Origin of the sequence: Roseateles flavus (assembly GCF_039872765.1) — a bacterium.
Lineage (GTDB): Bacteria > Pseudomonadota > Gammaproteobacteria > Burkholderiales > Burkholderiaceae_C > Roseateles_B > Roseateles_B flavus.
Genome location: NZ_JBDPZC010000007.1, coordinates 171,608 through 195,131, shown reverse-complemented (window position 1 = coordinate 195,131; position 23,524 = coordinate 171,608). Strand labels below are relative to the sequence as shown.

The 23,524-nt window shown below is 69.0% G+C and carries 19 protein-coding genes and 2 tRNA genes; 10 read left to right on the top strand and 11 right to left on the bottom strand.

Annotated elements, in window-relative coordinates; genetic code table 11:
* Positions 1-50 precede the first annotated feature (50 nt).
* From ABDJ40_RS15975 to ABDJ40_RS15945, 7 genes are all read right to left on the bottom strand, one after another.
* Positions 51-125, bottom strand: a tRNA-Val gene (locus tag ABDJ40_RS15975).
* 116 nt (positions 126-241) lie between these two features.
* A tRNA-Val gene (locus tag ABDJ40_RS15970) sits at positions 242-316 on the bottom strand.
* A 207-nt stretch (positions 317-523) separates the two neighbouring features.
* Positions 524-1,264, bottom strand: coding sequence for a DNA polymerase III subunit epsilon (gene dnaQ / locus ABDJ40_RS15965; protein WP_347611369.1), 741 nt, complete (start codon positions 1,262-1,264; stop codon positions 524-526).
* A gap of 30 nt (positions 1,265-1,294) precedes the next feature.
* Positions 1,295-2,098: a prolipoprotein diacylglyceryl transferase gene (lgt, locus tag ABDJ40_RS15960; protein WP_347611368.1), complete on the bottom strand. Its 804-nt coding sequence runs from the start codon at positions 2,096-2,098 to the stop codon at positions 1,295-1,297.
* A 73-nt stretch (positions 2,099-2,171) separates the two neighbouring features.
* Positions 2,172-3,221 carry a tetratricopeptide repeat protein gene (locus ABDJ40_RS15955; RefSeq protein WP_347611367.1) on the bottom strand — a complete coding sequence of 350 codons (1,050 nt, stop codon included), beginning with the start codon at positions 3,219-3,221 and terminating at the stop codon, positions 2,172-2,174.
* Positions 3,222-3,270: 49 nt separating this feature from the next.
* Positions 3,271-4,266 (bottom strand): tetratricopeptide repeat protein, encoded by a 996-nt coding sequence (locus tag ABDJ40_RS15950; protein WP_347611366.1) that lies wholly within the window; start codon positions 4,264-4,266, stop codon positions 3,271-3,273.
* A gap of 161 nt (positions 4,267-4,427) precedes the next feature.
* Complete coding sequence (locus ABDJ40_RS15945) at positions 4,428-5,321, bottom strand: LysR family transcriptional regulator (protein WP_347611365.1); 894 nt, start codon at positions 5,319-5,321, stop codon at positions 4,428-4,430.
* Positions 5,322-5,441: 120 nt separating this feature from the next.
* On the opposite strand from ABDJ40_RS15945, the gene ilvD reads away from it, so the two are divergent.
* Positions 5,442-7,121, top strand: a complete 1,680-nt coding sequence (ilvD, locus tag ABDJ40_RS15940) for a dihydroxy-acid dehydratase (RefSeq protein WP_347611364.1) — start codon at positions 5,442-5,444, stop codon at positions 7,119-7,121.
* 191 nt (positions 7,122-7,312) lie between these two features.
* On the opposite strand, the gene ABDJ40_RS15935 is transcribed toward ilvD, so the two are convergent.
* Positions 7,313-7,558, bottom strand: a complete 246-nt coding sequence (locus tag ABDJ40_RS15935) for a TIGR04438 family Trp-rich protein (protein WP_347611363.1) — start codon at positions 7,556-7,558, stop codon at positions 7,313-7,315.
* 175 nt (positions 7,559-7,733) lie between these two features.
* Here ABDJ40_RS15935 and ABDJ40_RS15930 point away from each other — a divergent pair, with 175 nt between their 5' ends.
* Positions 7,734-8,039, top strand: a complete 306-nt coding sequence (locus ABDJ40_RS15930) for a c-type cytochrome (protein ID WP_347611362.1) — start codon at positions 7,734-7,736, stop codon at positions 8,037-8,039.
* 828 nt (positions 8,040-8,867) lie between these two features.
* Here ABDJ40_RS15930 and acs read toward each other — a convergent pair.
* Positions 8,868-10,835, bottom strand: coding sequence for an acetate--CoA ligase (acs, locus tag ABDJ40_RS15925; RefSeq protein WP_347611361.1), 1,968 nt, complete (start codon positions 10,833-10,835; stop codon positions 8,868-8,870).
* 234 nt (positions 10,836-11,069) lie between these two features.
* Between acs and ABDJ40_RS15920 the strand changes: the two genes are divergently transcribed.
* The 4 genes from ABDJ40_RS15920 (at position 11,070) to ABDJ40_RS15905 (ending at position 16,485) form a co-directional block, all read left to right on the top strand.
* On the top strand, positions 11,070-11,705 hold the full coding sequence (locus tag ABDJ40_RS15920) for a TIGR00645 family protein (protein ID WP_430765649.1): 636 nt from the start codon (positions 11,070-11,072) through the stop codon (positions 11,703-11,705).
* 203 nt (positions 11,706-11,908) lie between these two features.
* Positions 11,909-13,462: a M4 family metallopeptidase gene (locus ABDJ40_RS15915; RefSeq protein WP_347611359.1), complete on the top strand. Its 1,554-nt coding sequence runs from the start codon at positions 11,909-11,911 to the stop codon at positions 13,460-13,462.
* A 132-nt stretch (positions 13,463-13,594) separates the two neighbouring features.
* Positions 13,595-15,121 carry a fumarate hydratase gene (locus ABDJ40_RS15910; protein WP_347611358.1) on the top strand — a complete coding sequence of 509 codons (1,527 nt, stop codon included), beginning with the start codon at positions 13,595-13,597 and terminating at the stop codon, positions 15,119-15,121.
* Between the two features lie 224 nt (positions 15,122-15,345).
* Complete coding sequence (locus ABDJ40_RS15905) at positions 15,346-16,485, top strand: branched-chain amino acid ABC transporter substrate-binding protein (protein WP_269633430.1); 1,140 nt, start codon at positions 15,346-15,348, stop codon at positions 16,483-16,485.
* 65 nt (positions 16,486-16,550) lie between these two features.
* Here the strand turns inward: ABDJ40_RS15905 and ABDJ40_RS15900 are convergent, their stop codons facing one another.
* On the bottom strand, positions 16,551-17,819 hold the full coding sequence (locus ABDJ40_RS15900) for a mechanosensitive ion channel family protein (protein ID WP_347611357.1): 1,269 nt from the start codon (positions 17,817-17,819) through the stop codon (positions 16,551-16,553).
* Between the two features lie 67 nt (positions 17,820-17,886).
* Entirely contained in the window at positions 17,887-18,822 is a 936-nt protein-coding gene (locus ABDJ40_RS15895; RefSeq protein ID WP_269633425.1) for a histone deacetylase family protein, read from the bottom strand.
* Positions 18,823-18,895: 73 nt separating this feature from the next.
* Between ABDJ40_RS15895 and ABDJ40_RS15890 the strand changes: the two genes are divergently transcribed.
* The 4 genes from ABDJ40_RS15890 to ABDJ40_RS15875 all read left to right on the top strand — a co-directional run bounded on the left by ABDJ40_RS15890 (position 18,896) and on the right by ABDJ40_RS15875 (position 23,515).
* Complete coding sequence (locus ABDJ40_RS15890; RefSeq protein WP_269633424.1) at positions 18,896-19,834, top strand: AAA family ATPase; 939 nt, start codon at positions 18,896-18,898, stop codon at positions 19,832-19,834.
* Between the two features lie 5 nt (positions 19,835-19,839).
* Positions 19,840-20,862, top strand: coding sequence for a DUF58 domain-containing protein (locus ABDJ40_RS15885; RefSeq protein ID WP_347611356.1), 1,023 nt, complete (start codon positions 19,840-19,842; stop codon positions 20,860-20,862).
* Positions 20,859-22,940 (top strand): transglutaminase TgpA family protein, encoded by a 2,082-nt coding sequence (locus ABDJ40_RS15880; protein WP_347611355.1) that lies wholly within the window; start codon positions 20,859-20,861, stop codon positions 22,938-22,940. Before ABDJ40_RS15885 ends, ABDJ40_RS15880 begins: the two co-directional genes overlap by 4 nt.
* Positions 22,941-23,056: 116 nt before the next feature.
* Positions 23,057-23,515: a hypothetical protein gene (locus tag ABDJ40_RS15875; protein WP_347611354.1), complete on the top strand. Its 459-nt coding sequence runs from the start codon at positions 23,057-23,059 to the stop codon at positions 23,513-23,515.
* The last annotated feature ends 9 nt before the right edge of the window (positions 23,516-23,524 follow it).

Here is a 23,524-nt window from a genome sequence, read left to right as displayed (position 1 = left end):
GCATGCCAAAAAACAAAACCCCGCAAGCCAGGTGACTTGCGGGGTGATCTTGGTGGGCGGTGCAGGGTTCGAACCTGCGACCCCTGCCGTGTGAAGGCAGTGCTCTACCGCTGAGCTAACCGCCCGGTATGCATGCGACTGCGGCGACGTGGGACAGATCTTCCAGAGCGCTCCGATGCGATCGCCGGAGCTGTTGCTGCCGTCGCCAACCGCCTGAAGCTGCTGGCCCGACCGCTTGTTCTGGTGGGCGGTGCAGGGTTCGAACCTGCGACCCCTGCCGTGTGAAGGCAGTGCTCTACCGCTGAGCTAACCGCCCGATCAATCTGTCTGCTGGCGTCGCTGCCAGTCAAACCCTGTTGTTGCCTTTGCTGCCTTTTCTGGAAGCACCGCATCAACAAAGTTCGTTAACCGGGAAGCCCACGATTATGCCACGAGTTTTTCGGTCTGCACAGAAATTTGCTGAAAAACTTGGAATTCCGCTGAAGGCCGCCCGACTGAGGCCATCCGATGCAGACCGCCCGCGTCACGCCGCCGGTGCGCCCTCGCCCCTGGGCTCCGCCGTCTGCCAGACACGCTTGCCGCCGCTGGCCTTGTCCAGCTCGGCCAGCACCTTCTCGTGCGCCTCCAGCTCCTCGGGCGTCGCCTGCAGGACGGGCAGCACGAAGCGGCTGAAGTCCACCTGGGCCACACGGGTGTCCCCGCCCTCCTGCCCGCTGGCACTGCCGTGGTCGTCCATCAGCAGCGCGTCCTGGCCGCGGGTCAGGCGGATGTAGACCTCGGCCAGCAGCTCGGAGTCCAGCAAGGCGCCGTGGAAGGTCCGGTTGGAGTTGTCCACCTCCAGGCGCTTGCACAACGCGTCCAGGGAGTTGGCCTTGCCGGGGAACATGTCCCGGGCCATCAGCAGGGTGTCCCGCACGCCGCCGACGAAGTCCGTCACCAGGGGCCGGCCCAGGCGCTTGAGCTCGGCGTTCATGAAGCCGATGTCGAAGGCCGCGTTGTGGATAACCAGCTCGGCGCCGCTGAGGAACTCGACGATCTGGTCCACCACCTCGGCGAACTTGGGCTTGTCAGCGAGGAACTCGACCGTCAGGCCGTGGATGCGCACGGCCTCTTCGTCGATGTCCCGCTCGGGGTTCAGATAGAGGTGCAGGTTGTTGCCGGTCAGCTGCCGGTTCACCATCTCCACGCAGCCGATCTCGATGATGCGGTCGCCGGCCTCGGCGCGCAGGCCGGTGGTTTCGGTGTCGAAGAAGATTTGTCGCATGGCGGCCAGTTCAGGAGGTCAGGCGTGGGGTCAGGTCTTGCTGCCGCGCCGTCCGGCCCAGGCCCAGAGGCCCAAGCCGGCCAGGATCATGGGCAGGCACAGCCATTGTCCCCGACTCAGGCCCAGGGCCTGCAGGCCCAGGTAGGCGTCCGGCTCGCGGAAGAACTCGATCACGAAGCGCTGCAGCCCATACAGGAACAGGAAGACGCCCGAGACCTGGCCCGTCAGGCGCGGCTTGCGGGCATAGAGCCACAGCAGGCCGAAGAGAAGCACACCCTCGCCGAAGGCCTGGTAGAGCTGGGAGGGATGGCGCGGTTCCATCGTCGGGGCCTGCGGGAAGACCATGGCCCAGGGCACGTCGGAGGCCACCGGCCGGCCCCACAGCTCGCCGTTGATGAAGTTGGCGATGCGCACCAGGCCGAAGCTGAGGCCCACGCAGGGCGCGACCAGGTCCGTCACCTCGAAGAAGCGCCAACCCCGGCGCCAGGCGAACACCGCCAGCGCCAGCGCCACGCCCAGCAGGCCGCCGTGGAAGGCCATGCCGCCCGTCCAGACCTTGAAGATCTCCAGCGGATTGGCCAGGTAGTACTCGGGCTTGTAGAAGAAGACGAAGCCCAGGCGGCCGCCCAGCACCACGCCCAGCACGCCGTAGAACAGCAGGTCATCGAGGTGCAGTGTGGTCCAGGGCTGGGTCGTCAGGCCCGGCTGGCGGATGCGCCAGCGCGCCAGCAGCATGAAGACGACGAAGCCGGCCAGATAGGCCAGCCCGTACCAGTGCACGGCCAGGGGGCCGAGCCGGATGGCGATGGGATCGAACTGCGGATGCACCCACATGGCGAGGTCCTCGAGGGTCCTGGATTGGTCAGGCGCGCATCATAGTGGCCCACCCTACCCCGAGCAGCCCCGCTCAGCCCGCCCCACCGTCCAGCGCGGCCAGCGAGCGCCGCACCTCCTGCTCATTGCGCTGGTGAAGGCGGCTGCCGCCCAGATAGCGCTCGTAGGCGGCTCGCGCCTGCGCCTTGTCGCCCAGGCCCTCATAGGCATTGCCCAGGCGCTGGTCCAGGGGCAGCAGCTCCGCCCCCTCCAACCTGCGCGCGCGCTGGAGCCAGTCGATGGCCTCGTCGAAACGGCCCTGGTCCTGGGCCAGGCGGGACATCAGGTAGGCGCCGCTTGCCTGGCGGGGCTGGTCCCGCATCAGTTGCTCGTAGAGCTTGCGGGCGCGGTCCCATTGGTGGTCCTTGACGAAATGCCGGCCCAGCTGCCCGTAGGCCACGCGGGCGTCGAAGGCCAGGCGCGGGTCCGGGCCCGTGCGCAGGGCCTTGAGCTCGCGCTCGGCATCGGCCCAGTCTTCATCGCCCAGGGCGATGAAGATGCGCAGCATGCGCGCCTGCTCGGCATTGACCTTGCGCCAGTCCAGTTCCAGGCTGCGTGCCTTGCTGTGACTGCCGCCGGCCAGCATGGGCACGGCGAGGTAGTACTGCACCAGGGCACTGCGGATCTCATAGCTGCGCGGGTCCAGCTCGAAGGCCCGCTGCAGGTGCTGGCGGATGCGCGCACTGAGGCTCAGGGCCTTCAGCGCCCCGCCGCGCACGGCCTGCACGCTCAGCAGCGAACCGAGCACGTAATGGCAGGGCGCGAAGTCTGGCTGGCGCTCGACGCAGGCCTGCATCTGGCGCAGCGAGGGCTCCAGGGCCTCCTGGCGACCCCACTCCAGTCCCGCGAGCGCCAAGGCCATCTGCCCCTGGAGGTCGTTCGCATCGGCGCCGAGGCGCGCCTGCGCCGCGCGTTCCAGCTCCAGGGCCTGGCCGGCCGCGAACAGCGCCTGCAGCGTGGGGTCCGACAGCACGGCGGCCTGACCGGTCCCCGGCAGAGCCAGGGCCAGGGCCGTCAGCAGCCCGGCAAGGACGGACCGGAACAGGGCAGGCATGGAAGAGGCGGAACGCGACATCAGCGACATGGCCGACATGCTAAGGCCAGCCGCGGTATCCGTGGTCGCCGTCAGCCCATCAGCCGAGCTCGGCCAGGCGCTTGCGGGCGTCCTCGGCCAGGCGCTTGCTGGGCGTCCTGCCGGCCAGATAGCGTTCCAGCGCGGCCTTGGCCTGTGCCTTGTCGCCCTTGGCCTGCAGCATCAGGCCCAGGCGGTAGTCGATGGGCAGGTTGCGCGCCCCTTCCAGCGTGCGGGACTGCTCGAAGGCGCGGGCCGACTCCTCCCAGCGCTGCTCCGCCGCCGCCACCCGGGCCAGACCGAAGGGGCCCAGCGCGGCCTGGGGCTGCTCCTTGATCAGCTGCTCGAACCAGGCGCGAGCCTTGGGCAGCTGCTTGTCCTGCAGATAGCTCAGGCCCAGGCCGGCCCAGCCCTGCACCCAGGCCTTGTTGGCCGCGACCTCCCTGCCCGGCTTGTAGGCCTTGAGCTCGCGCTCGGCGCCGGCCGTGTCGCCGTCGGTGGCCAGCAGACGGGCGCGCAACAGATGGGCCTGGGCCGGCTGGCTGTCCTGGATCTCGTCGATCAGGGCGCGGGCCTTGGTGGTCGAGCCCCCCGCGATACCCGGGGCCATCAGGTAGAACTGCTGCAGGGCCTCGCGGGCCTCGAAGGACTGGGGCTCCAGCTCCAGGGCCTTCTGGAAGGATTCCTTGATGCGCCCGGTGAGCGTCATGGCCTTCATCATGCCGCCGGACATGGCCTGGCTGCCCAGCACCTGGCCCAGCACGAAGTGGCACACGAACTCGCGGGGCTGCCGCTCCACGCACTGCTGCAGGGCCTTGGCATGGGCCTCGAGGCGGGTGCTGTCGCCATCCTGCAGGCCCAGCAGGGCCGTGGCGGCCAGGCCCTGGGCGTCGTTGGCGTCCGACTTGAGACGGGCGCGGGCCAGGGACAGCAGCTCTTCGTCGTGGTCAGCGTCCAGGGCCTGCTGCAGGGCAGGATCCTTGAAGGTCGCGGCCTGGGCCAGCCCTGCACTCAGCAGGACGGCCAGCAGCAGGGGGCGCAGAACGTGGCGGGGCATGGAGCATCTCCTCTCTTGGATCGTCGGCGTTCAACGGAGGCCAGGCCCGGCCGTTGACTGCCCGTGGATGGCGCAGCCTGCAGTGGGGCGCCTGCCGCACGTCAGTCAGGCATTGCCAGGCCGGCCGCGCATTCTGCGTTGCATGCGGCCATGACTTCCAGCTATTTCCCCTCGGGACTTCCCCGCAGCGCCTGCCGCACATGGGCCACGAAGCCGTCCACCACGGGCGCGGCCGGCGCCCGCCAGATCAGCCGCGTCTCGCAGCGCGGCAGGCCCGGCATGCGCAGCGCGCGGTAGCTGACGCCCGCGCGCTGCAGGGCCATCACCGAGCGCGGCACCCAGGCCACGCCCATGCCAGAGGACACCAGGTTGACGATGGTCTGCATCTGGATGGCCTCCTGGGCAATGGCGACGCGCCGCCCCTGGGTCGCGTAGAAAGCCAGCACCGCGTCATGCAGCGAGGGCGCGATCTCGCGCGGGAAGATGATCAGCGGCGCATCGAGCAAGGCCTTGGGCGATGCTGCGCCCACGCCCTCGGCATGCGCCAGCACCATGGGCTCCTCGGACAGACGCAGGGTCTCAAAGCCTGCAGGTTCGGCGTCTGGCGCGTGGATCACGAAGCCGGCGTCCAGCTCGTCCCGGTCGAAAGCCTCCAGCTGCACGTCCAGCGTGGCCTCGCGCAGCTGCAGGGCGACCTCCGGGAAGCGCTCGCGGAACTGGCGCAGCCATTGCGGCATTTCGCCGTAGCCCACCGTCGAGACAAAGCCCAGGCGCAGCCGGCCGCTGATGCCTGCGGCCGCCGAGCGTGCCACCGCCGGCAGGGCCTCCGCCTGGGCCAGCAGCGCCTCGGCCTGCGGCAACAGGGCCGCGCCCGCCGCGCTGAGCCGCACGCTGCGGCGGCTGCGCTCGAACAGCGTCACACCCAGGGCCTGCTCCAGCTTCTGCATGGCCAGGCTCAGGGGCGGCTGGGTCATGTGCAGGCGCTGGGCGGCCCGGCCGAAGTGCAGCTCGCGGGCCAGCACGCAGAACTGGCGCCAGGTACGGAGGTCGGTCATTGATACATCCTGCAAATCATTCGATGGCTGGATATATATTGGACACGATATCGCTCCCTGCCGATACTGGCGCCAGCATCGGTCGCCCCGGCGGCCTTCCCCCTCAACGGAGACCTCCCCATGAGCTACAACCGCCGCTCGAAGAACATCACCGAAGGCGTGGCCCGCGCGCCCAACCGTTCCATGTACTACGGCCTGGGCTACAAGGAGGAGGACTTCGGCAAGCCCATGATCGGCGTGGCCAACGGCCACTCCACCATCACGCCCTGCAACAGCGGCCTGCAGCGCCTGGCGGATGCGGCCGTGGAGGGCCTCAAGGAGGCCGGCGCCAATCCGCAGATCTTCGGCACGCCCACCATCAGCGACGGCATGGCCATGGGCACCGAGGGCATGAAGTACAGCCTGGTCTCGCGCGAGGTCATCTCCGACTGCGTGGAGACCTGCGTGGGCGGCCAGTGGATGGACGGCGTGATCGTCATCGGCGGCTGCGACAAGAACATGCCCGGCGGCATGATGGGCATGCTGCGCGCCAACGTGCCGTCGCTCTATGTCTACGGCGGCACCATCCTGCCGGGCAAGTACAAGGGCCAGGACCTCAACATCGTCAGCGTCTTCGAGGCCGTGGGCCAGTTCTCAGCCGGCAAGATGGACGAGCGCGACTTCTGCGAGATCGAGAAGCGCGCCATCCCCGGCAGCGGCTCCTGCGGCGGCATGTACACGGCCAACACCATGAGCTCCTCCTTCGAGGCGCTGGGCATGAGCCTGCCCTATTCGTCCACCATGGCCAATGTCGAGGATGAGGTCGTGGAGAGCGTCAAGAAGGCGGCGGCCCTCCTGGTCGAGGCCGTCAAGAAGGACCTGAAGCCGCGTGACATCGTCACCAAGAAGGCCATCGAGAACGCCGTGGCCGTGATCCTGGCCACCGGCGGCTCCACCAATGCCGTGCTGCACTACCTGGCCATCGCCCACGCCGCCGAGGTGGACTGGACCATCGACGACTTCGAGCGCATGCGCAAGAAGGTGCCGGTGCTGTGCAACCTCAAGCCCAGCGGCCAGTACCTGGCCATCGACCTGCACCGCGCCGGCGGCATCCCGGCTGTGATGAAGGAGCTGCTCAAGCACGGCATGATCCATGGCGATGCCATGACCATCACCGGCAAGACCGTGGCCGAGAACCTGGCCGAGGTGCCGGAGCTTTCGCCGGACCAGGACGTGATCCGCCCCGTCAGCCAGCCGCTCTACGCCGAAGGCCATCTGGCCATCCTGAAGGGCAATCTCTCGCCCGAGGGCGCCGTGGCCAAGATCACCGGCCTGAAGAACCCCGTCATCACCGGCCCGGCCCGTGTCTTCGACGACGAGCAGTCCGCGCTGGCCGCCATCATGGCCGGGCAGATCAAGGCCGGCGACGTCATGGTGCTGCGCTACCTGGGCCCCAAGGGCGGTCCCGGCATGCCCGAGATGCTGGCGCCCACCGGCGCCCTGATCGGCCAGGGCCTGGGCGAGAGCGTGGGCCTGATCACCGACGGCCGCTTCTCCGGGGGCACCTGGGGCATGGTGGTCGGCCACGTGGCGCCCGAGGCCTATGAGGGCGGCACCATCGCGCTCGTCCAGGAGGGCGACAGCATCACCATCGACGCCCACCAGCTGCTGCTGCAGCTGCATGTGAGCGACGAGGAGCTGGCCCGCCGCCGTGCCGGCTGGACCCAGCCTGCCCCGCGCTACACCCGTGGCGTGCTGGCCAAGTTCGCCCGCAACGCGGCCAGCGCCAGCGTCGGTGCTGTGCTGGACAAGTTCGACTGATCAAGGCCCCGCCTGCCAGCACAAAGGCCCTGACGGCGCGATGCCGGCAGGGCCTTTTTCTTCATCTTTACATTGCCGCGGACGGGATGCGGGCGCCTGCGTGGCGGCTCAACGCCCCGCTGCTGTCTGCCAATGCCCCGGGGCGTCTGCGGATGCGCAGCCGCGAGCTGCGGGCGATGCTCGAGTCCAGCTCAGCGCCGCTGGCCGGGCTTGTCACGGCCCAGGGCTTCCAGCGCGCGCTGGCGGCGCTTGGCCTGGCGCTCTTCCAGCTGCTCCATGGCCTTGCGCTGCGTGTAGCCACTGCCATCCGCCCAGACCCACCAGACCACCGCGAGCGCGAAGGGGCTCAGCACGGCAATCCAGCTCCAGCCGGCCACAAAGCCGACATCGCCGACCTTCATCAGGATCAGCAACACACCCAGACCCACAAACCACATGGTCGGATTCCTTTCTTTTTTCGTTCTTTGTCTTTGACCCCACACAAGAAGTGCACACCTGCCGTGTGGGACGACGCCCCGTAGAATCGCTTGCGCCGGTTCCGGCTCCCACTGTAGAGCAGTTTGAGCGCCGGACCATGCCCCCAATCCCTGACGCTTGTTTCGAGAGGAACCCATGAAGTCCAAGCTGATCGCCGTCGCTGCCCTGGCCGCCGTCTTCGCTGCTCCCGCCTTTGCCAACCAGGAGCTGGCCCAGAAGAAGAACTGCATGACCTGCCACTCCGTGGACAAGAAGATCGTGGGCCCCGCCTACAAGGAAGTGGCCGCCAAGTACGCCAAGGACAAGGACGCCGTGAAGAAGCTGTCCGAGAAGATCATCAAGGGCGGCTCCGGCGTGTGGGGCCCCGTGCCCATGCCCGCCAATGCCGTGACGCCTGCCGAGGCCGAGACCTTGGCCAAGTGGGTTCTTAGCATCAAGTGACCCCCCCCCCTACGCGCTTCGCGCGCCCCCCCAGGGGGGCCGGCTCGGCTGACCGGCGGAGCCGGATCAGCGAGCCGCGTGCGGTGCGAAAAGGCCCGGCTGCTGTGCAGCGGGCCTTTTCTTTTTTTGCAGCGAATGAGCGTATGGCAGCGGGGGTGCAGGGCCTCCGGGCCCGGCTGCTGTGCAGCGGGCCTTTTCTTTTTTTGCGGGGAGCGCTTGGGGTCCTCGGTGCATTGCGTAGATACCCGGCTGCTGTGCAGCGGGCCTTTTCTTTTTTTGCAGCGAATGAGCGTATGGCAGCGGGGGTGCAGGGCCTCGGGGCCCGGCTGCTGTGCAGCGGGCCGTTTCTTTTTTTGCGGGGAGCGCTTGGGGTCCTCGGTGCTTGGCGTAGATGCCCGGCTGCTGTGCAGCGGGCCTTTTCTATCATCGTTGCGGCAGGTGCTTCGAGGTTCAACGCCGTGCTCGGTGCCCCGCCCGGCCTCAGCCCCGCCCGTGGCTGGGCGCCTTGTGGGGTGCCGAGGAGCGCAGGGGTGGGGAGCGGCGCGCGCAGCGCGCTTTGTCATCTGACTGGGCGCGTCTGTCCGAGCGCAATGAGCGCAGCGAATGAAGCGAGTTACGCGCCCGCTCCGCACCCCGAGCACGGCAGGGGAGCCGGCCTGCAGGGCCGGCTCCCCCACATGAAGCCCGGGCGCGGGCGGGGCTGAGGCCGGGCCGCGCCGACCTTCGCATTACTCCCCGCCCCTCCCCCCCGGCACCAAGCACCAGCCCATCACATGCCCATGAAAAAGGCCCGCAACCGCGGGCCTTGGGGATGCAGCAGCGCGGCACTCAGTTGGTCTGCGCCAGCTGCTCCAGGATGGCCGGGTTCTCCAGCGTGCTGGTGTCCTGCGTGACAGCCTCGCCCTTGGCGACGGAACGCAGCAGGCGGCGCATGATCTTGCCGGAGCGGGTCTTGGGGAGGTTGTCGCCGAAGCGGATGTCCTTGGGCTTGGCGATGGGGCCGATCTCCTTGGCCACCCAGTTGCGCAGCTCGTTGGCGATCTTCTTGGCTTCCTCGCCCGTGGGACGTGGGCGCTTCAGCACCACGAAGGCGCAGATGGCCTCGCCAGTCGTGTCGTCGGGGCGACCCACCACGGCGGCCTCGGCCACCAGCTCGGTGCAGCTCACCAGGGCCGACTCGATCTCCATGGTGCCCATGCGGTGGCCCGAGACGTTCAGCACGTCGTCGATGCGGCCGGTGATGGTGAAGTAGCCGGTCTTGGCATCGCGGATGGCGCCGTCGCCCGCCAGGTAGTAGCCCTTGAGCTCGGACGGGTAGTAGCTCTTCACGAAGCGCTCCGGATCGCCCCAGATGGTGCGGATCATCGAGGGCCAGGGCTTCTTGACCACCAGGATGCCGCCCTGGCCGTTGGGCACGTCATTGCCCAGCTCGTCCACGATGGCGGCCTGGATGCCCGGGAAGGGCAAGGTGCAGGAACCCGGCACCAGGGGCGTGACGCCCGGCAGCGGCGTGATCATGTGGCCGCCGGTCTCGGTCTGCCAGAAGGTGTCCACGATGGGGCAGCGGCCGCCGCCCACATGCTGGTGGTACCACTCCCAGGCGGCCGGGTTGATGGGCTCGCCCACCGAACCCAGGATGCGCAGGCTGCTGAGGTCGTACCGCTTCGGGTGCACCGCTTCATTGGACTCGGCCGCCTTGATCAGCGAGCGGATGGCCGTGGGCGCCGTGTAGAAGATGCTGACCTTGTGCTTCTCGATCATCTGCCAGAAGCGGCCGGCGTCCGGGAAGGTGGGCACGCCCTCGAAGACGATCTCGGTGCCGCCCAGGGCCAGCGGGCCATAGGTGATGTAGGTGTGGCCCGTGACCCAGCCGATGTCGGCCGTGCACCAGAAGATGTCGTCCGGCTTCAGGTCGAAGGTCCACTTGGTGGTCAGCGCGGCATGCAGCAGATAGCCACCGCTGCTGTGCTGCACGCCCTTGGGCTTGCCGGTGGAGCCGGAGGTGTAGAGCAGGAACAGCGGATGCTCGGCACCCACCCATTCCGGCTCGCACTGCGTGGACTGGCCGGCCAGCACCTCGTGCAGCCACAGGTCACGCCCGGCCGTCCAGCCGATGCTGCCGCCGGTGCGCTGGTAGACGATCACGTCCTTGAGCGTGGGGCAGGCGTTGTCGGCCAGCGCCTCGTCGACGATGGACTTCAGGGGCAGGTGCTTGCCGCCGCGGACCTGCTCGTCCGCGGTGATCAGCAGCACGGCGCCCGCATCCTGCACGCGGTCGCGCAGGGACTGGGCCGAGAAGCCGCCGAACACCACCGAGTGCGTGGCGCCGATGCGCGCGCAGGCCTGCATGGCCGCCACGCCCTCGACCGACATGGGCATGTAGATGACCACGCGGTCACCCTTCTTCACGCCGCGGGCCTTCAGCACATTGGCCAGCTGCGAGACCTTCGCCAGCAGCTCGCTGTAGCTGACGCGGGTCACGGCGCCGTCGTCAGCCTCGAAGATGAGGGCGGTCTTGTCACCGAGGCCGCGCTCGATGTTGCGGTCCAGGCAGTTGTAGGAGACGTTCAGCGTGCCGTCCTCGAACCACTTGAAGAAGGGGGCCTGGCTCTCGTCCAGGGTCTTGCTGAAGGGGGTCTTCCAGCTGATCAGCTCGCGGGCCAGACGAGCCCAGTAGCCGGCGTAGTCGGTGTCGGCCTCCTTGCACAGGGCCTCGTAGGCCGCCATGCCCGAGACATGGGCCGCTTTCGCAGCTGCCTCGTTGGGGTGGTACAGCTTCTCCTGGGAATTGCTCATGGCTGGGGTCTCCTTGACGGGTGCGTGCGCTGGCCCGTGGTCTTTTTTGCGCTGCACCAACTGTGCGATTCGTCACTGACGAATCGCTGACTCTTATAGAAGTGTTCTCGGGCATTGTGGCTCCTGCACCGCCGGGACACCGGCGCGGAAGATCCGACTGCTTCACAATGCGCCCGCGATCGTCTCACTAGAATCGCCGCCGATCCCACCTGGAAGTTACCAATGAGTTCCCAAATGAATCGCAAGCTGGGGCCCCTGCCCGCCCTGATGTTCGGCAGCCGCTGGCTGCAACTGCCCCTGTACCTGGGCCTGATCCTGGCCCAGGCGGTCTATGTCTTCCAGTTCTGGACCGAGCTCGTGCACCTGATCGAGGCGGCCTTCGGCCACCAGGAGGCCCTGGTGACGCTGGTGAAGAGCATCGGCTACAAGGCCGCAGCCATCAAGGATGCCAGCGGCGCCATCGTCGGCTACGAGCCCATCGCCAAGCTCAATGAGACCATCATCATGCTGGTCGTGCTGGGCCTGATCGACGTGGTGATGATCTCCAACCTGCTGATCATGGTGATCGTCGGCGGCTACGAGACCTTCGTGTCGCGCATGAACCTGGAAGGCCATCCGGACCAGCCCGAGTGGCTGAGCCACGTGAACGCCTCGGTGCTCAAGGTGAAGCTGGCCACGGCCATCATCGGGATCTCGTCCATCCACCTGCTCAAGACCTTCATCAACGCCGACAACTACAGCGAGAAGACCCTGATGTGGCAGACCCTGATCCACATCGCCTTCCTGCTCTCGGCCATGGCCATCGCCTACACGGACAAGCTGCTGGCCAGCGCGCATGGGGGCCACGGCAGCGCGGCCGAGGGGCACTGATCCGGCCCACATCGCCACAGCACAGGGGCCCCGCGGGGCCCCTTTTTCATGCGACAGGGAGACAGTCGAGGGATGGCCAGGCGCCGGCGTCGGGCGTACAAGATCGAGGCCGCTGCGGACGCCCAGAAGGCGCTCGCACGCAAGCATCGGGCCACGCGCAGATGCGTCGGCCGCCTTCATTGCACTCAACCGGGACGCAAGACATGAAGCCACTCCACTGCACCGCCATCGCCCTGGCCCTGGCCTCCCTGGGCGCCGCCCAGGCAGCCACCGCCGCCCCTGCCGACGCGCAGCGGCAGGCCCGCACGCACATCGCCGCCTACCCCGGCCTGTCCCTGCATGGCGAGGGCCACGCCTACGAGATGCGCGACTTGGTCACCGACGCCGACGGCAGCACCCATGTGCGCTTCGACCGCACCTTCCGCGGCCTGCGCGTGATCGGCGGCGACCTGGTCGTGCATGCGGACCGCCAGGGCCAGCTGCGGGCCATGTCGCGCACGCTGCAGTACGGCATCAGCCTGCCCGCACAGGCTCGGCTGAGGACGGAAGGCGCCCTGGACGCCGCACGGGCCCGCCATCCCGGCTTCTCGGCGAACGGCCGGCCCGAGGCGGTGGTCTACGCCCGCGGCGCCGCGCCCGTGCTGGCCTATGAGGTGCAGCTGTCCGGCCAGCGCGAGGACGGCACGCCCAGCGAGATGCATGTGATCGTCGACGCCGACTCGGGCGTGGTGCTCGATGCCTGGGACGACGTCCACACCGGCGCCGCCAATGGCAGCGGCCGCGGCTTCTTCAACGGCACTGTCGGCCTGGTGACCAACTCGACGGGCACCAGCTACGAGCTGAAGGACCCCTCGCGCGGCGGCCAGTACACCGTGGACATGGGCAACAAGCAGGGCGGCAAGGGCAGCCTTTTCACCGACGCCGACAACGCCTGGGGCGACGGCAGCCTGGCAAATCGCCAGACCGTGGGCGTGGACGCCCAGTACGGCACGGCCGTGACCTGGGACTACTACAAGAACGTGCACGGCCGCAGCGGCATCGCCAATGACGGCGTGGGCGCCTACAACCGCGTCCACTACGGCCGCAACTACAACAACGCCTTCTGGTCGGATTCCTGCTTCTGCATGACCTACGGCGACGGCGACGGCACCACTTTCAACCCCTTCGACTCCCTGGACGTGGCCGGCCACGAGATGACCCATGGCGTCACCAGCCGCACCGCCAACCTCACCTACTCGGGCGAGTCCGGCGGCCTCAACGAGGGCACAAGCGACATCTTCGGCACCGCGGTCGAGTTCTACGCCGCCAATGCCAACGACCCCGGCGACTACCTGATCGGCGAGAAGCTCTACAAGAGCGGCGCCAGTGCCCTGCGCTCCATGATCCAGCCCAGCAGCGACGGCCGCTCGGCGGACTGCTGGTACAGCACCGTGGGCAGCCTGGACGTGCACTACTCCTCCGGCGTGGCCAACCACTTCTTCTACCTCCTGGCCGAAGGCACGAACGCCGGCAGCCCCAGCAAGACCTGCAAGGCGGGCGACACCCGGGTCGCCACCGGCACGGCCACCCTGGCCGGCATCGGCCGCGCCAAGGCAGAGAAGATCTGGTACCGCGCGCTGACGGTCTACATGACCTCCAGCACCAACTACGCCGGCGCCCGCAGCGCCACGCTCAGCGCGGCGGGGGACCTCTACGGCGCCGGCTCCGCCGAGCAGAGCGCCGTGGCGGCCGCCTGGACCGCCGTCGGCCGGCCCTGAGCCCGGGGCTGCCGGGCCGAGGGGTGCCGCAGCATCTCCCGGCCCGGGCGGCGGGCGGCTGTCAGGCGTCAAAGGCCCGTCAGCCGCCTGCGGGATAATCCCGCGCAGGTTCACGACCCCGCCCCCAAAGCCATGACGACCACCATCCGCTACGCCGACCTCGTCGACAGCGTCGCCGCCGCCCTGCAGTACATCAGCTACTACCACCCGGCCGACTACATCCAGCACCTGGCCCGCGCCTACGAGCGCGAGCAGAGCGCCGCGGCCAAGGACGCGATCGCGCAGATCCTGACCAACTCGCGCATGTGCGCCGAGGGCAAGCGCCCGATCTGCCAGGACACCGGCATCGTCAACGTCTTCCTGAAGATCGGCATGGACGTGCGCTGGGGCGACTTCCCCGGCTCCATCCAGGACGCCATCAACGAGGGCGTGCGCCGCGCCTACAACCATCCGGACAACAAGCTGCGCGCCTCCGTGCTGTCCGACCCCATCTTCGAGCGCAAGAACACCAAGGACAACACGCCGGCCGTGGTCTTCATGGACGTGGTGCCCGGCAACACGGTGGACGTCATCGTCGCGGCCAAGGGCGGCGGCTCGGAGAACAAGAGCAAGGTCTACATGCTCAACCCCTCCGACAACATCGTCGACTGGGTGCTCAAGACCGTCCCGACCATGGGCGCCGGCTGGTGCCCGCCGGGCATGCTGGGCATCGGCGTCGGCGGCACGGCCGAGAAGGCTGCGCTGCTGGCCAAGGAAGCCCTGATGGACGACATCGACATGTACGAGCTCCTCCAGCGCGGTCCCAAGGACAAGCTGGAAGAACTGCGCATCGAGCTGTACGAGAAGGTCAATGCCCTGGGCATCGGCGCGCAGGGCCTGGGCGGCCTGACGACCGTGCTGGACGTCAAGATCAAGACCTACCCCACGCACGCGGCCTCCAAGCCCATCGCGATGATCCCCAACTGCGCGGCCACCCGCCACGCCCACTTCGTGCTGGACGGCTCGGGCCCGAGCTACATCGAGCCGCCGAGTCTGGACCTCTGGCCAGACGTGCACTGGGCCCCGGACTACAACAAGAGCAAGCGCGTGGACCTCAACACGCTGACCCCCGCCGAGGTGGCCAGCTGGAAGCCCGGCCAGACCCTGCTGCTCAACGGCAAGATGCTCACCGGCCGCGACGCCGCGCACAAGCGCATCCAGGACATGCTGGCCAAGGGCGAGAAGCTGCCCGTGGACTTCACCAACCGCGTCATCTACTACGTGGGCCCGGTCGACCCGGTGCGTGACGAGGTCGTGGGCCCGGCCGGCCCGACCACCGCCACCCGCATGGACAAGTTCACCGAGATGATGCTGGCCAACACCGGCCTCATCGCCATGATCGGCAAGGCCGAGCGCGGCCCCGTCGCCATCGAGTCCATCAAGAAGCACAAGTCGGCCTACCTGATGGCCGTGGGCGGCTCGGCCTACCTGGTCTCCAAAGCCATCAAGGCGGCCAAGGTCGTGGGCTTCGAGGACCTGGGCATGGAAGCCATCTACGAGTTCGACGTCACCGACATGCCGGTGACCGTGGCCGTGGATGCCGGCGGCACCAGCGCCCACCAGACCGGCCCGGCCGAATGGCAGGCCAAGATCGGCAAGATTCCGGTCACCGTGGCCTGATCCAGCGCGCCCCGGGAAAACCCCGAAGCAGGGGACTCCCCACCAGGCCATCGCCGCGCGATGGCCTTTTTTTCAGGGTTCTCACTGAGATTTCACGGTGAATCCACCGGCGCCCGGGCGTGGAAATCTCATTCAATTGCTACAGGAAGTCTCATTCGCGCCACCCACGGGCTTGGCGCGCGTGCCAGGCTTTCTAGAATGGCGCAGCTTTCTGAAAGGCCCCCATGATTCAACGCAGAAACCTCCTACTCGCCGGCGGCCTCGCCCCCTTCCTGGGTGCCTGCTCGCGCCTGCCGGACACGGTCAAGATCGGTGTGGCTCAGCCGCTGAGCGGCCCCCTGGCTGCCCTGGGCAAGGACATGCTGGCCGGCGTGCAGCTGGCCGTGAAGGAGCTCAACGAGGCCCACTTCTCCGTGAAGAACCAGGCCATCACCCTGGAGGTGGTTTCGCGCGATGACAAGTCTGATGCGGCCACCGGCAAGAAGGTGGCCCAGGAGCTGGTGGACGCCGGCGTCGTGGCGGTGATCGGCAACCTGAACTCGGGCGTCAGCATCGAGTCCGCCCCCGTGTACGCCGCGGCCGGCATCCCGCAGCTGGCCATCTCGACCAACCCCAAGTACACCCAGCTGGGCCTGGCCACCACCCTGCGCCTGGTCGCCAACGACGACCTCCAGGCCAAGGCCATGGCCAGCTACGCGCTGTCCAACCTGAAGGCCGAGCGCTGGGCCCTGGTCGACGACGGCACGCCCTACGGCAAGGCCCTGATCGCCGGCGTGCAGAGCCTCTTCAAGAAGAAGGGCAAGGAAGCCGCCCTGGCGGCCTCGCTGGACGCCAAGACCACCACCTTCGACGACCTCATCGCCAAGATGGTGGCCGCCAAGGTCGATGGCGTGATCACCACCCTGGCGGACTTCCAGGTCGAGGCCCTGGTCAAGGGCATGGCCAAGGCCGGCCTGCGCGATGCCGTGCTGCTGGGCGGCGACACCATCAAGACCAATCTGCTGCCCAAGATGGACATGCCGATCCGCGCGGTCTACTCGACCTCGCCCGTGATCGAGCCCTACGAGTTCAGCGCCGGCCGCAGCTTCGAGACCCGCTTCGCCGCGGCCACCAAGCAGGAAGTCGTCTACGGCGCCCACTACGCCTATGACGCCGTGCACTCCATCACGCTGGCCATGATCCGCGCCGGCAGCGCCGCGCCCGCCAAGGTGCTGGCCGCCATGAAGGAGCTGGACCTGCACGGCCCGGTGACCGCCAGCCTGCGCTACGACGCAGCCGGCGAGCAGGCCTTCGGCACCATCAGCGTCTACGCCATCGAGAAGGGCCGCTGGGCCTCGGTGATGCGCACGCGCGACTGGGACTGAGATCACCCCGGCACCATGAAAAACGCGACCCTCGGGTCGCGTTTTCTTTTGGCGCGGGCAGAGGGTCAGGTCTTGCCCTGATGCACCACCCGCTGCGGATAGGGAATCTCCACGCCCAGCCCGCGCAGGGTGCGCAGGATGCTGAGGTTGACCTCCGAGCGCACGCCGCCCTGGCCGTTCTCGGGGTCGCAGATCCAGAAGACCAGGGTCAGCTCCAGGCCGTCGGCCGCGAAATTGCTCAGCTGCACCGTCGGCGTGGGGTCCTGGAGCACGCGCGGCACTTGGGACACGGCCGTCACCAGGGCGGGCATCACCACGTCCAGGTCCGCCGCGTAGTCGACCTGCACGACCGTCGTGATCAGCACCTTGGGATCGGCCAGCGAGGAGTTCTCCACGCGGGTGGTGATCAGGGTTTCGTTGGGCACGATGGCCTCGCGGCCGTTCAGCGCCCGGATGACGGTGTAGCGGGTCTTGATGTCGGAGATGCGGCCCTCGAAGTTGTCGACCTTGACCATGTCCCCGATGCGCAGCGAGCGCTCGGCCAGGATCACGAAGCCCGAGACGTAATTGGCCGCCAGCTTCTGCAGGCCGAAGCCCAGGCCCACGCCCACGGCACCGCCCAGCACGCCCAGGGCGGTGAGGTCGATGCCCGCCGCACTCAGGGCCAGCAGCAGGCCGATGAAGAGCAGCACCGCCCGCGTCAGGTTGACGGCGATCTTGCGCAGGGAGAGGTCCGTCGTGGCATTGCGCAGCAGGCGCCCTTCGATCACAGCCGAGAGCCACAGCGCCAGCACCATCACGAAAACGGCGGTCAGGCTGCCCTCGATCATGGCCCGCAGCGTGACCTGGCTGTTGCCCATCTTCCAGGAGATGTTCTCCAGCTCCTCCATCACCGCCGGCAGCAGGCCCGTGATCCACAGGATGGAGCCCCCCCAGGCCAGCCAGGACACGCTGCGCTCCAGCAGGCCCACCCAGCGCGACTCCGGCATGGCCGCGCGCAGCACGCGGGCCGTCAGCCGGATCACCACCAGGGACACCAGCACCGGGATGATGAGCTTGAACACCGCCGACTTGATGCCCAGCATGGGCAGCGCCCGCCGCGCGGCAAAGGCCGCCACGAGGGCCAGCACCGGGAAGAGCACGCCGTCCACCACATGGCTGCCGAACAGCACCGAGGCCGGGCGGTCCTGCATGAAGTGCTTCAGGCGCGAGACGATCAGCCACGACAGGGCCAGGCAGCCCACGAGCAGGCCCAGCTCCATCAGGGCCGACGTCGTGGCGAAGGAGGCCAGCAGACGCTGCACTTCCTCGAAATCAAGGGATTGGGTACTCATGCACTTTCTTCAGAAACCGAAAAGGGCGGCCTGCAGCCGCCCTTGTGAGCCTTGCGCCAGGGAATGATCAGACGCCCGTGAGGACTCTGAGATGCGTTCCCACGCTGCGCGCCAGGGCCCCCAGATGGTAGCCGCCCTCCAGCACCGAGACGATGCGCCCCTGCGCATGCCGCGCGGCGATGTCCTTGATGCGCAGGGTGATCCATTCGTAGTCGGCCTCGACCAGGCCCAGCTGGCCGAGGTCGTCCTCGCGGTGCGCGTCGAAGCCGGCCGAGATGAAGATCATCTGCGGGCGGAAGCGCTCCAGCGCGGGCATCCACATGGCCTCGATCATCTCGCGGATCTCCCCGCCCCGCGTGTAGGCCGGGATGGGCACATTGACCATGTTCTCGCCCTTGGGCACGGCGCCGCTGTAGGGATAGAGCGGGTGCTGGAAGATGCCCACCATCAGCACGCGGTCGTCGCCCGCGAGGATGTCTTCCGTGCCGTTGCCGTGGTGCACGTCGAAGTCGACCACGGCCACGCGGTCCAGGCCTCGCACGTCCAGCGCATGGCGGGCGGCGATGGCCACGTTGTTGAAGAAGCAGAAGCCCATGCTCTGGTCCCGCGTGGCATGGTGGCCCGGCGGGCGCACGGCGCAGAAGGCGTTCTCGGCCTGGCGGTCCAGCACCAGGTCCGTGGCCCGCACGGCGGCGCCGGCGGCACGCAGGGCGGCGCTCCAGGTGTAGGGGTTGGCGATGGTGTCCGGGTCGATGGCCTTGCATTCGCCGCTGGCGGCCACGGCCTCCAGCACGTCGCGGATCTCGCTCACATAGCCGTGGGTGTGGGCCAGCTCGACGTCCTTCAGCTCGGCCAGCGGTGCGTCATGGCGGCTCAGGGCGATGTCCAGGCCGTTGGCGATCAGCCAGTCGTCGATGGCGTCCAGGCGTTGCGGGCATTCAGGGTGGCCGGCGCCCATGTCATGGCGGCGGCAGTCGGGGTGACTGAGGAAGGCGGTGGACATCGAAGGCACGGTCTCCAGGAACTCTTGTATGGCGCAAGCCATCGCCCTGCATTTGGGTTATGGTGCTTGGCCTATGCAAGACCTATCCCCCGCCAGCATTGCCCGCCGGTTCGAGGCCCTGTCGCTCCAGATTAGCACGATCATCCGCGGCAAAGCCTTACAGATCGAGGATTGCCTGACCTGCCTCATGGCAGGCGGCCACCTGCTCATCGAGGACCTCCCGGGGGTCGGCAAGACCACCCTGGCGCACACCCTGGCCGTCTCGCTGGGGCTGCGCTATTCCCGCGTGCAGTTCACCGCCGACCTCCTGCCCTCCGACCTCCTGGGCGTCAGCCTTTATGAGCGCGAGCGCGGCGGCTGGCAGTTCCACCCGGGCCCCGTCTTCGCTCAGGTGCTGCTGGCCGACGAGATCAACCGCGCCGGCCCCAAGACCCAGAGCGCCCTGCTGGAGGCCATGGAGGAGCACCAGGTCACGGCCGACGGCCAGACCCATGCCCTGCCCCGCCCCTTCTTCGTGATCGCCACCCAGAACCCCAGCGAGCAGCTGGGCACGCACCCGCTGCCGGAGTCGCAGCTGGACCGCTTCCTGATGCGCATCAGCCTGGGCCTGCCCGACCGCGCGGCCGAGCGCGAAATGCTGCTGGGCCAGGACAGCCGCGAGGCCATCCGCCATCTGCAAGCCCTGATGCAGCCCGAGGAGCTGCTGGCCATCCAGGCCCGCATCCCGCAGGTCCATGCCTCGCCGGCCCTGCTGGACTATCTGCAAGCCCTGCTGGGCGCCACCCGATCGGGCCAGTGGTTCAGCGACGGCCTCTCGCCCCGCGCCGGCCTGGCCCTGCTGCGCGCCGCGCGGGCGCGTGCCCTGCTGCGTGGCCGCGACCACGTCACGCCGGACGACCTGCAAGGCATCCTGGCCCAGACCATCGCCCACCGCTTGCGCCCCCGGCCCGGCAGCGGGCGCGGCGCGGTCGAGCAGGTGCGGGCCATGCTGGAAGCCGTCCCGCTGCCCTGACGGTCATGGCCTCGCTCGCAAGCCGCTGGCAGCGATGGTGGAGCGCCCGCCACCCGCGCGCCGACACCCACCACCTGACCCAGCGCAACCTCTACATCCTGCCAACGCGGCCGGGCCTGTTCTTCTGCGCCACGCTGGCGGTGCTGCTGCTGGCCTCCATCAACGAGCAGCTGAGCCTGGGCTTTGCGCTGAGCTTCCTGCTGGCCGGCGCCGGACTGGCCTCCATGCTGGCGACCCATGCCAATCTGCGCGGCCTGGACCTGGACCTGCGCCCGCCCGACGCCGTGGAAGCCGGCAGCGAGGCGCCCCTGCTGCTGCGCCTGCACAACCCCGGCCCCGCCCGCTACGGCATCGCCCTGGCGGCAGACCGCCGGGAGTGGCGCCAGTTCCTGAAGGCCGACCCGCTGGGCGGCAGCGCCTGGGCGGACGTGCCCGCCCAGGGCCATGCCCAGGTCCAGGTGGCCCTGCCCGCCCTGCCCCGCGGCCTGCACGCCCTGCCCGCCCTGCGCCTGGAAACCCGCTTCCCCCTGGGCCTGTTCCGCGCCTGGAGCTACTGGCGGCCGGCCAGCCCGCTGCTGGTCTATCCCAGGGCCGAGGCGCTGCCGCCCGCCCTGCCGGGCGGCAGCGGTGACGGCCCGCGCCTGCAGACCCCGGCCGCGGGCGCGCGTGGCGGCGACGAGGTCCAGGGCCTGCGCCCCTACCAGCGCGGCGACCGTCCGCGGGACATCCACTGGAAGAAGGCCCTGCCCCAGGGCGACGCCCCGCCGCAATGGTGGGTGCGCGAGCGCCTGCCGCCCCAGGGCCAGGCTCTGTGGCTGCGCTGGGCCGACACCGCCGGGCTGGACGACGAGGCCCGCCTGGCCCGCCTCTGCGCCTGGGTGCGCCAGGCCGATGGCCAGGGCCTGCGCTTCGGCCTGCAGATCCCCGGCCGCCAGCTGGATCCCGACAGCGGCGACGGCCATCTGCAGGCCTGCCTGCGCGCGCTGGCCCTGCATGGCATGCCCGAGGAACAGGAGCCGGCGGCATGAGCGCGACTGAAGGCAAGACCTGGCCCTGGCAGGCCCTGCGCTGGCGCCCGCCCGGCCGCGAGGCGCGGGACACCTTCTTCCTGCTGGGGCTGATCGCCGCCACCTTGCTGCCCCACGCGGACCACCTGCCCGCCTGGTGCCTGGTCCTGGCCGGCCTGGTGCTGGGCTGGCGGGGCTGGCTGGCCGCCTCCAACCGCCCCCTGCCCGGCCGCTGGACCCTCACCCTCGTGCTGGGCCTGGCCGTGCTCGCGAACTGGCTGCAGTTCCGCACCCTGCTGGGCCGCGAGCCGGGCATCACCCTGCTGGTCCTGCTGATGGGACTCAAGACCCTGGAACTGCGGGCCCGGCGCGACGCCTTCGTGGTGTTCTTCCTCGGCTTCTTCCTGGTCCTGACCCACTTCCTCTATTCCCAGTCCCTGCTGACGGCGCTGTGGACCGTGGCCTGCACCTGGGGCCTGCTGACCGCGCTGGTGCTGGCCCAGATGCCCCTGGGCCAGCCTCATCTGGCCCTGGCCGCCAGGCAGGCGGCGCGGGTGACGCTGCAGGGTCTGCCGGTGATGGTGGCCCTGTTCCTGCTGTTCCCCCGCATCGGGCCGCTGTGGGGCATCCCGGCCGAAGGCGTGGGACGCACCGGCCTGTCCGACCGCCTCCAGTTCGGCGGCATCAGCGAGATCGCCAACGACCAGAGCATCGCCATGCGGCTGCGGGTGCTGGAGGGCCCGCCCGATCCGCGCCAGTGGTACTTCCGCGGCCCGGTGCTGAGCGACTTCGACGGCCGCCTCTGGACCGCCACCGACGAGCTGCCTTCGGGCGAGCCCCCACTGGACGCCTCCCGCCGCCAGGCCCGGACCACCGGCCCGCGGCTTCGCTACGAGCTCACGCTGGAGCCGCTGCGCATCCGCATGCTGCCCATGCTGGAGCTGGACCCGAGCACCGCCGGCGAGACCCTGCAGCTGGACGAGCTGCGCCTGCGCCTGGACCGCGAGCATGTCTGGCGCACCCAGCGCCCGCTGACCGAGCGCCTGCGCTTCCAGCACCTGGCCCATCCCGCCAGCGAGGCCCTGCCGCAGCAGCTGGACACCCGGGAGCTGTCCGACTACCTGGACCTGCCACCCGGCCTGAACCCGCGCAGCCTGGCCTTTGCGCGCGCCCTGCTGCAGCGCCCGGCCTTGGCGGCGCTGCCGGAGTCCCGGCGCCCGGCGGCCGCGGCGGAAGCGCTGCTGCAGCACCTGCACGAGCAGCCCTTCAGCTACACGCTGTCGCCGGGCCGCTATGGCGAGCAGAGCCCGCACCTGATCGACGAGTTCTGGTTCGACCGCCGCCTGGGCTTCTGCGAGCACTTCGCGAGTGCCTTCGTCGTGATGATGCGGGCCATGGGCGTGCCCGCCCGCGTGGTCACCGGCTACCAGGGTGCCGACCCCGAACCGCAGGATGGCTTCTGGGTGATCCGGCAGTCCCAGGCCCATGCCTGGGCGGAGTACTGGCAGGCGGACCGGGGCTGGGTGCGGGCCGATCCCACGGCCGCCGTGGCGCCCTACCGCATCCAGCGCGGGCAGATCCTGGAGCCGCCGCCGGGCCTGGTCGGCAGCATGCTGGGCACCGTCAGCCCCGACCTCTGGCGGCGCCTGCGCAATGGCTGGGAAAGCCTGGACAACCGCTGGCAGCAGTGGGTGCTGGGCTATGCGCGCCAGGAGCAGTTCAAGCTGCTGAGCAAGCTGGGCTTCGAGAGCCCCGACTGGACCGCGCTCGGCCAGGCCGCCGCGGGACTGATCGCCGGCGTGCTGGTCCTGGCCCTGGCCTGGAACGCCTGGCAGAGCCGCCCCCGCGACGCCTGGACGCGCCAGCGCCTGAGCGTGCAGAAAGACCTCAGCCGGATGGGCGTCCCCGCCCCGCTGCACCTGAGCTACAGCCACTGGGCCCAGGCCCTGGAGGCGGTGATGGGGCCAGCCGCGCAGACCGCCGCCGCCCTGCTGCGCAGCTGGGATCAGGCCCGCTACGGCGCCGGCCCGCAGGCCCCCGCCCAGGCCTGGCGCAGCGGCTGGCGGCAGGCCCTGCGCACGCTGCGGCGACCCGCCTGAGCGTCCGGCTTGCGCGGCGATGCCGCCCCCGAGCCCCCCCCGGAAACCCTGCCAGGCGCTATGTAAACAACTGGTTACACTGCGGCCCCATTTCAACAAAGACCCTGGGGGATTCCTTGAAACTTGCAACGATCGGCGCCGTGGTGGGCGCCCTGGCCCTGAGCGGCTGCGCATCCGTGATGAACGACAGCACCCACCCGATGAAGGTGGAGACCAAGGGCGAATCCGGCGAGATGATCACCGGTGCAGACTGCAAGCTGACCAATGACTACGGCAGCTTCAACGTCAAGTCGGGCGACACCACCCAGATCCGCCGCTCCGGCAAGGACCTGGACATCCTGTGCACCCATCCCGGCAACCCCGACGCCACCGCCCGCGCCGTGTCCCGCGCAAACTCGGGCATGTACGGCAACATCATCCTGGGTGGCGGCATCGGCGCCCTGATCGACCACAACAAGGGCACCGCCTACACCTACCCGACCTGGGTGCAGCTGCAGTTCGGCAAGAGCCTGGTCTTCGATCGGTCGACCGAGCAGAACGGCCAGCCGGTGACGCCGGCCGAAGTCGCCAAGTAAGCAGTCCTT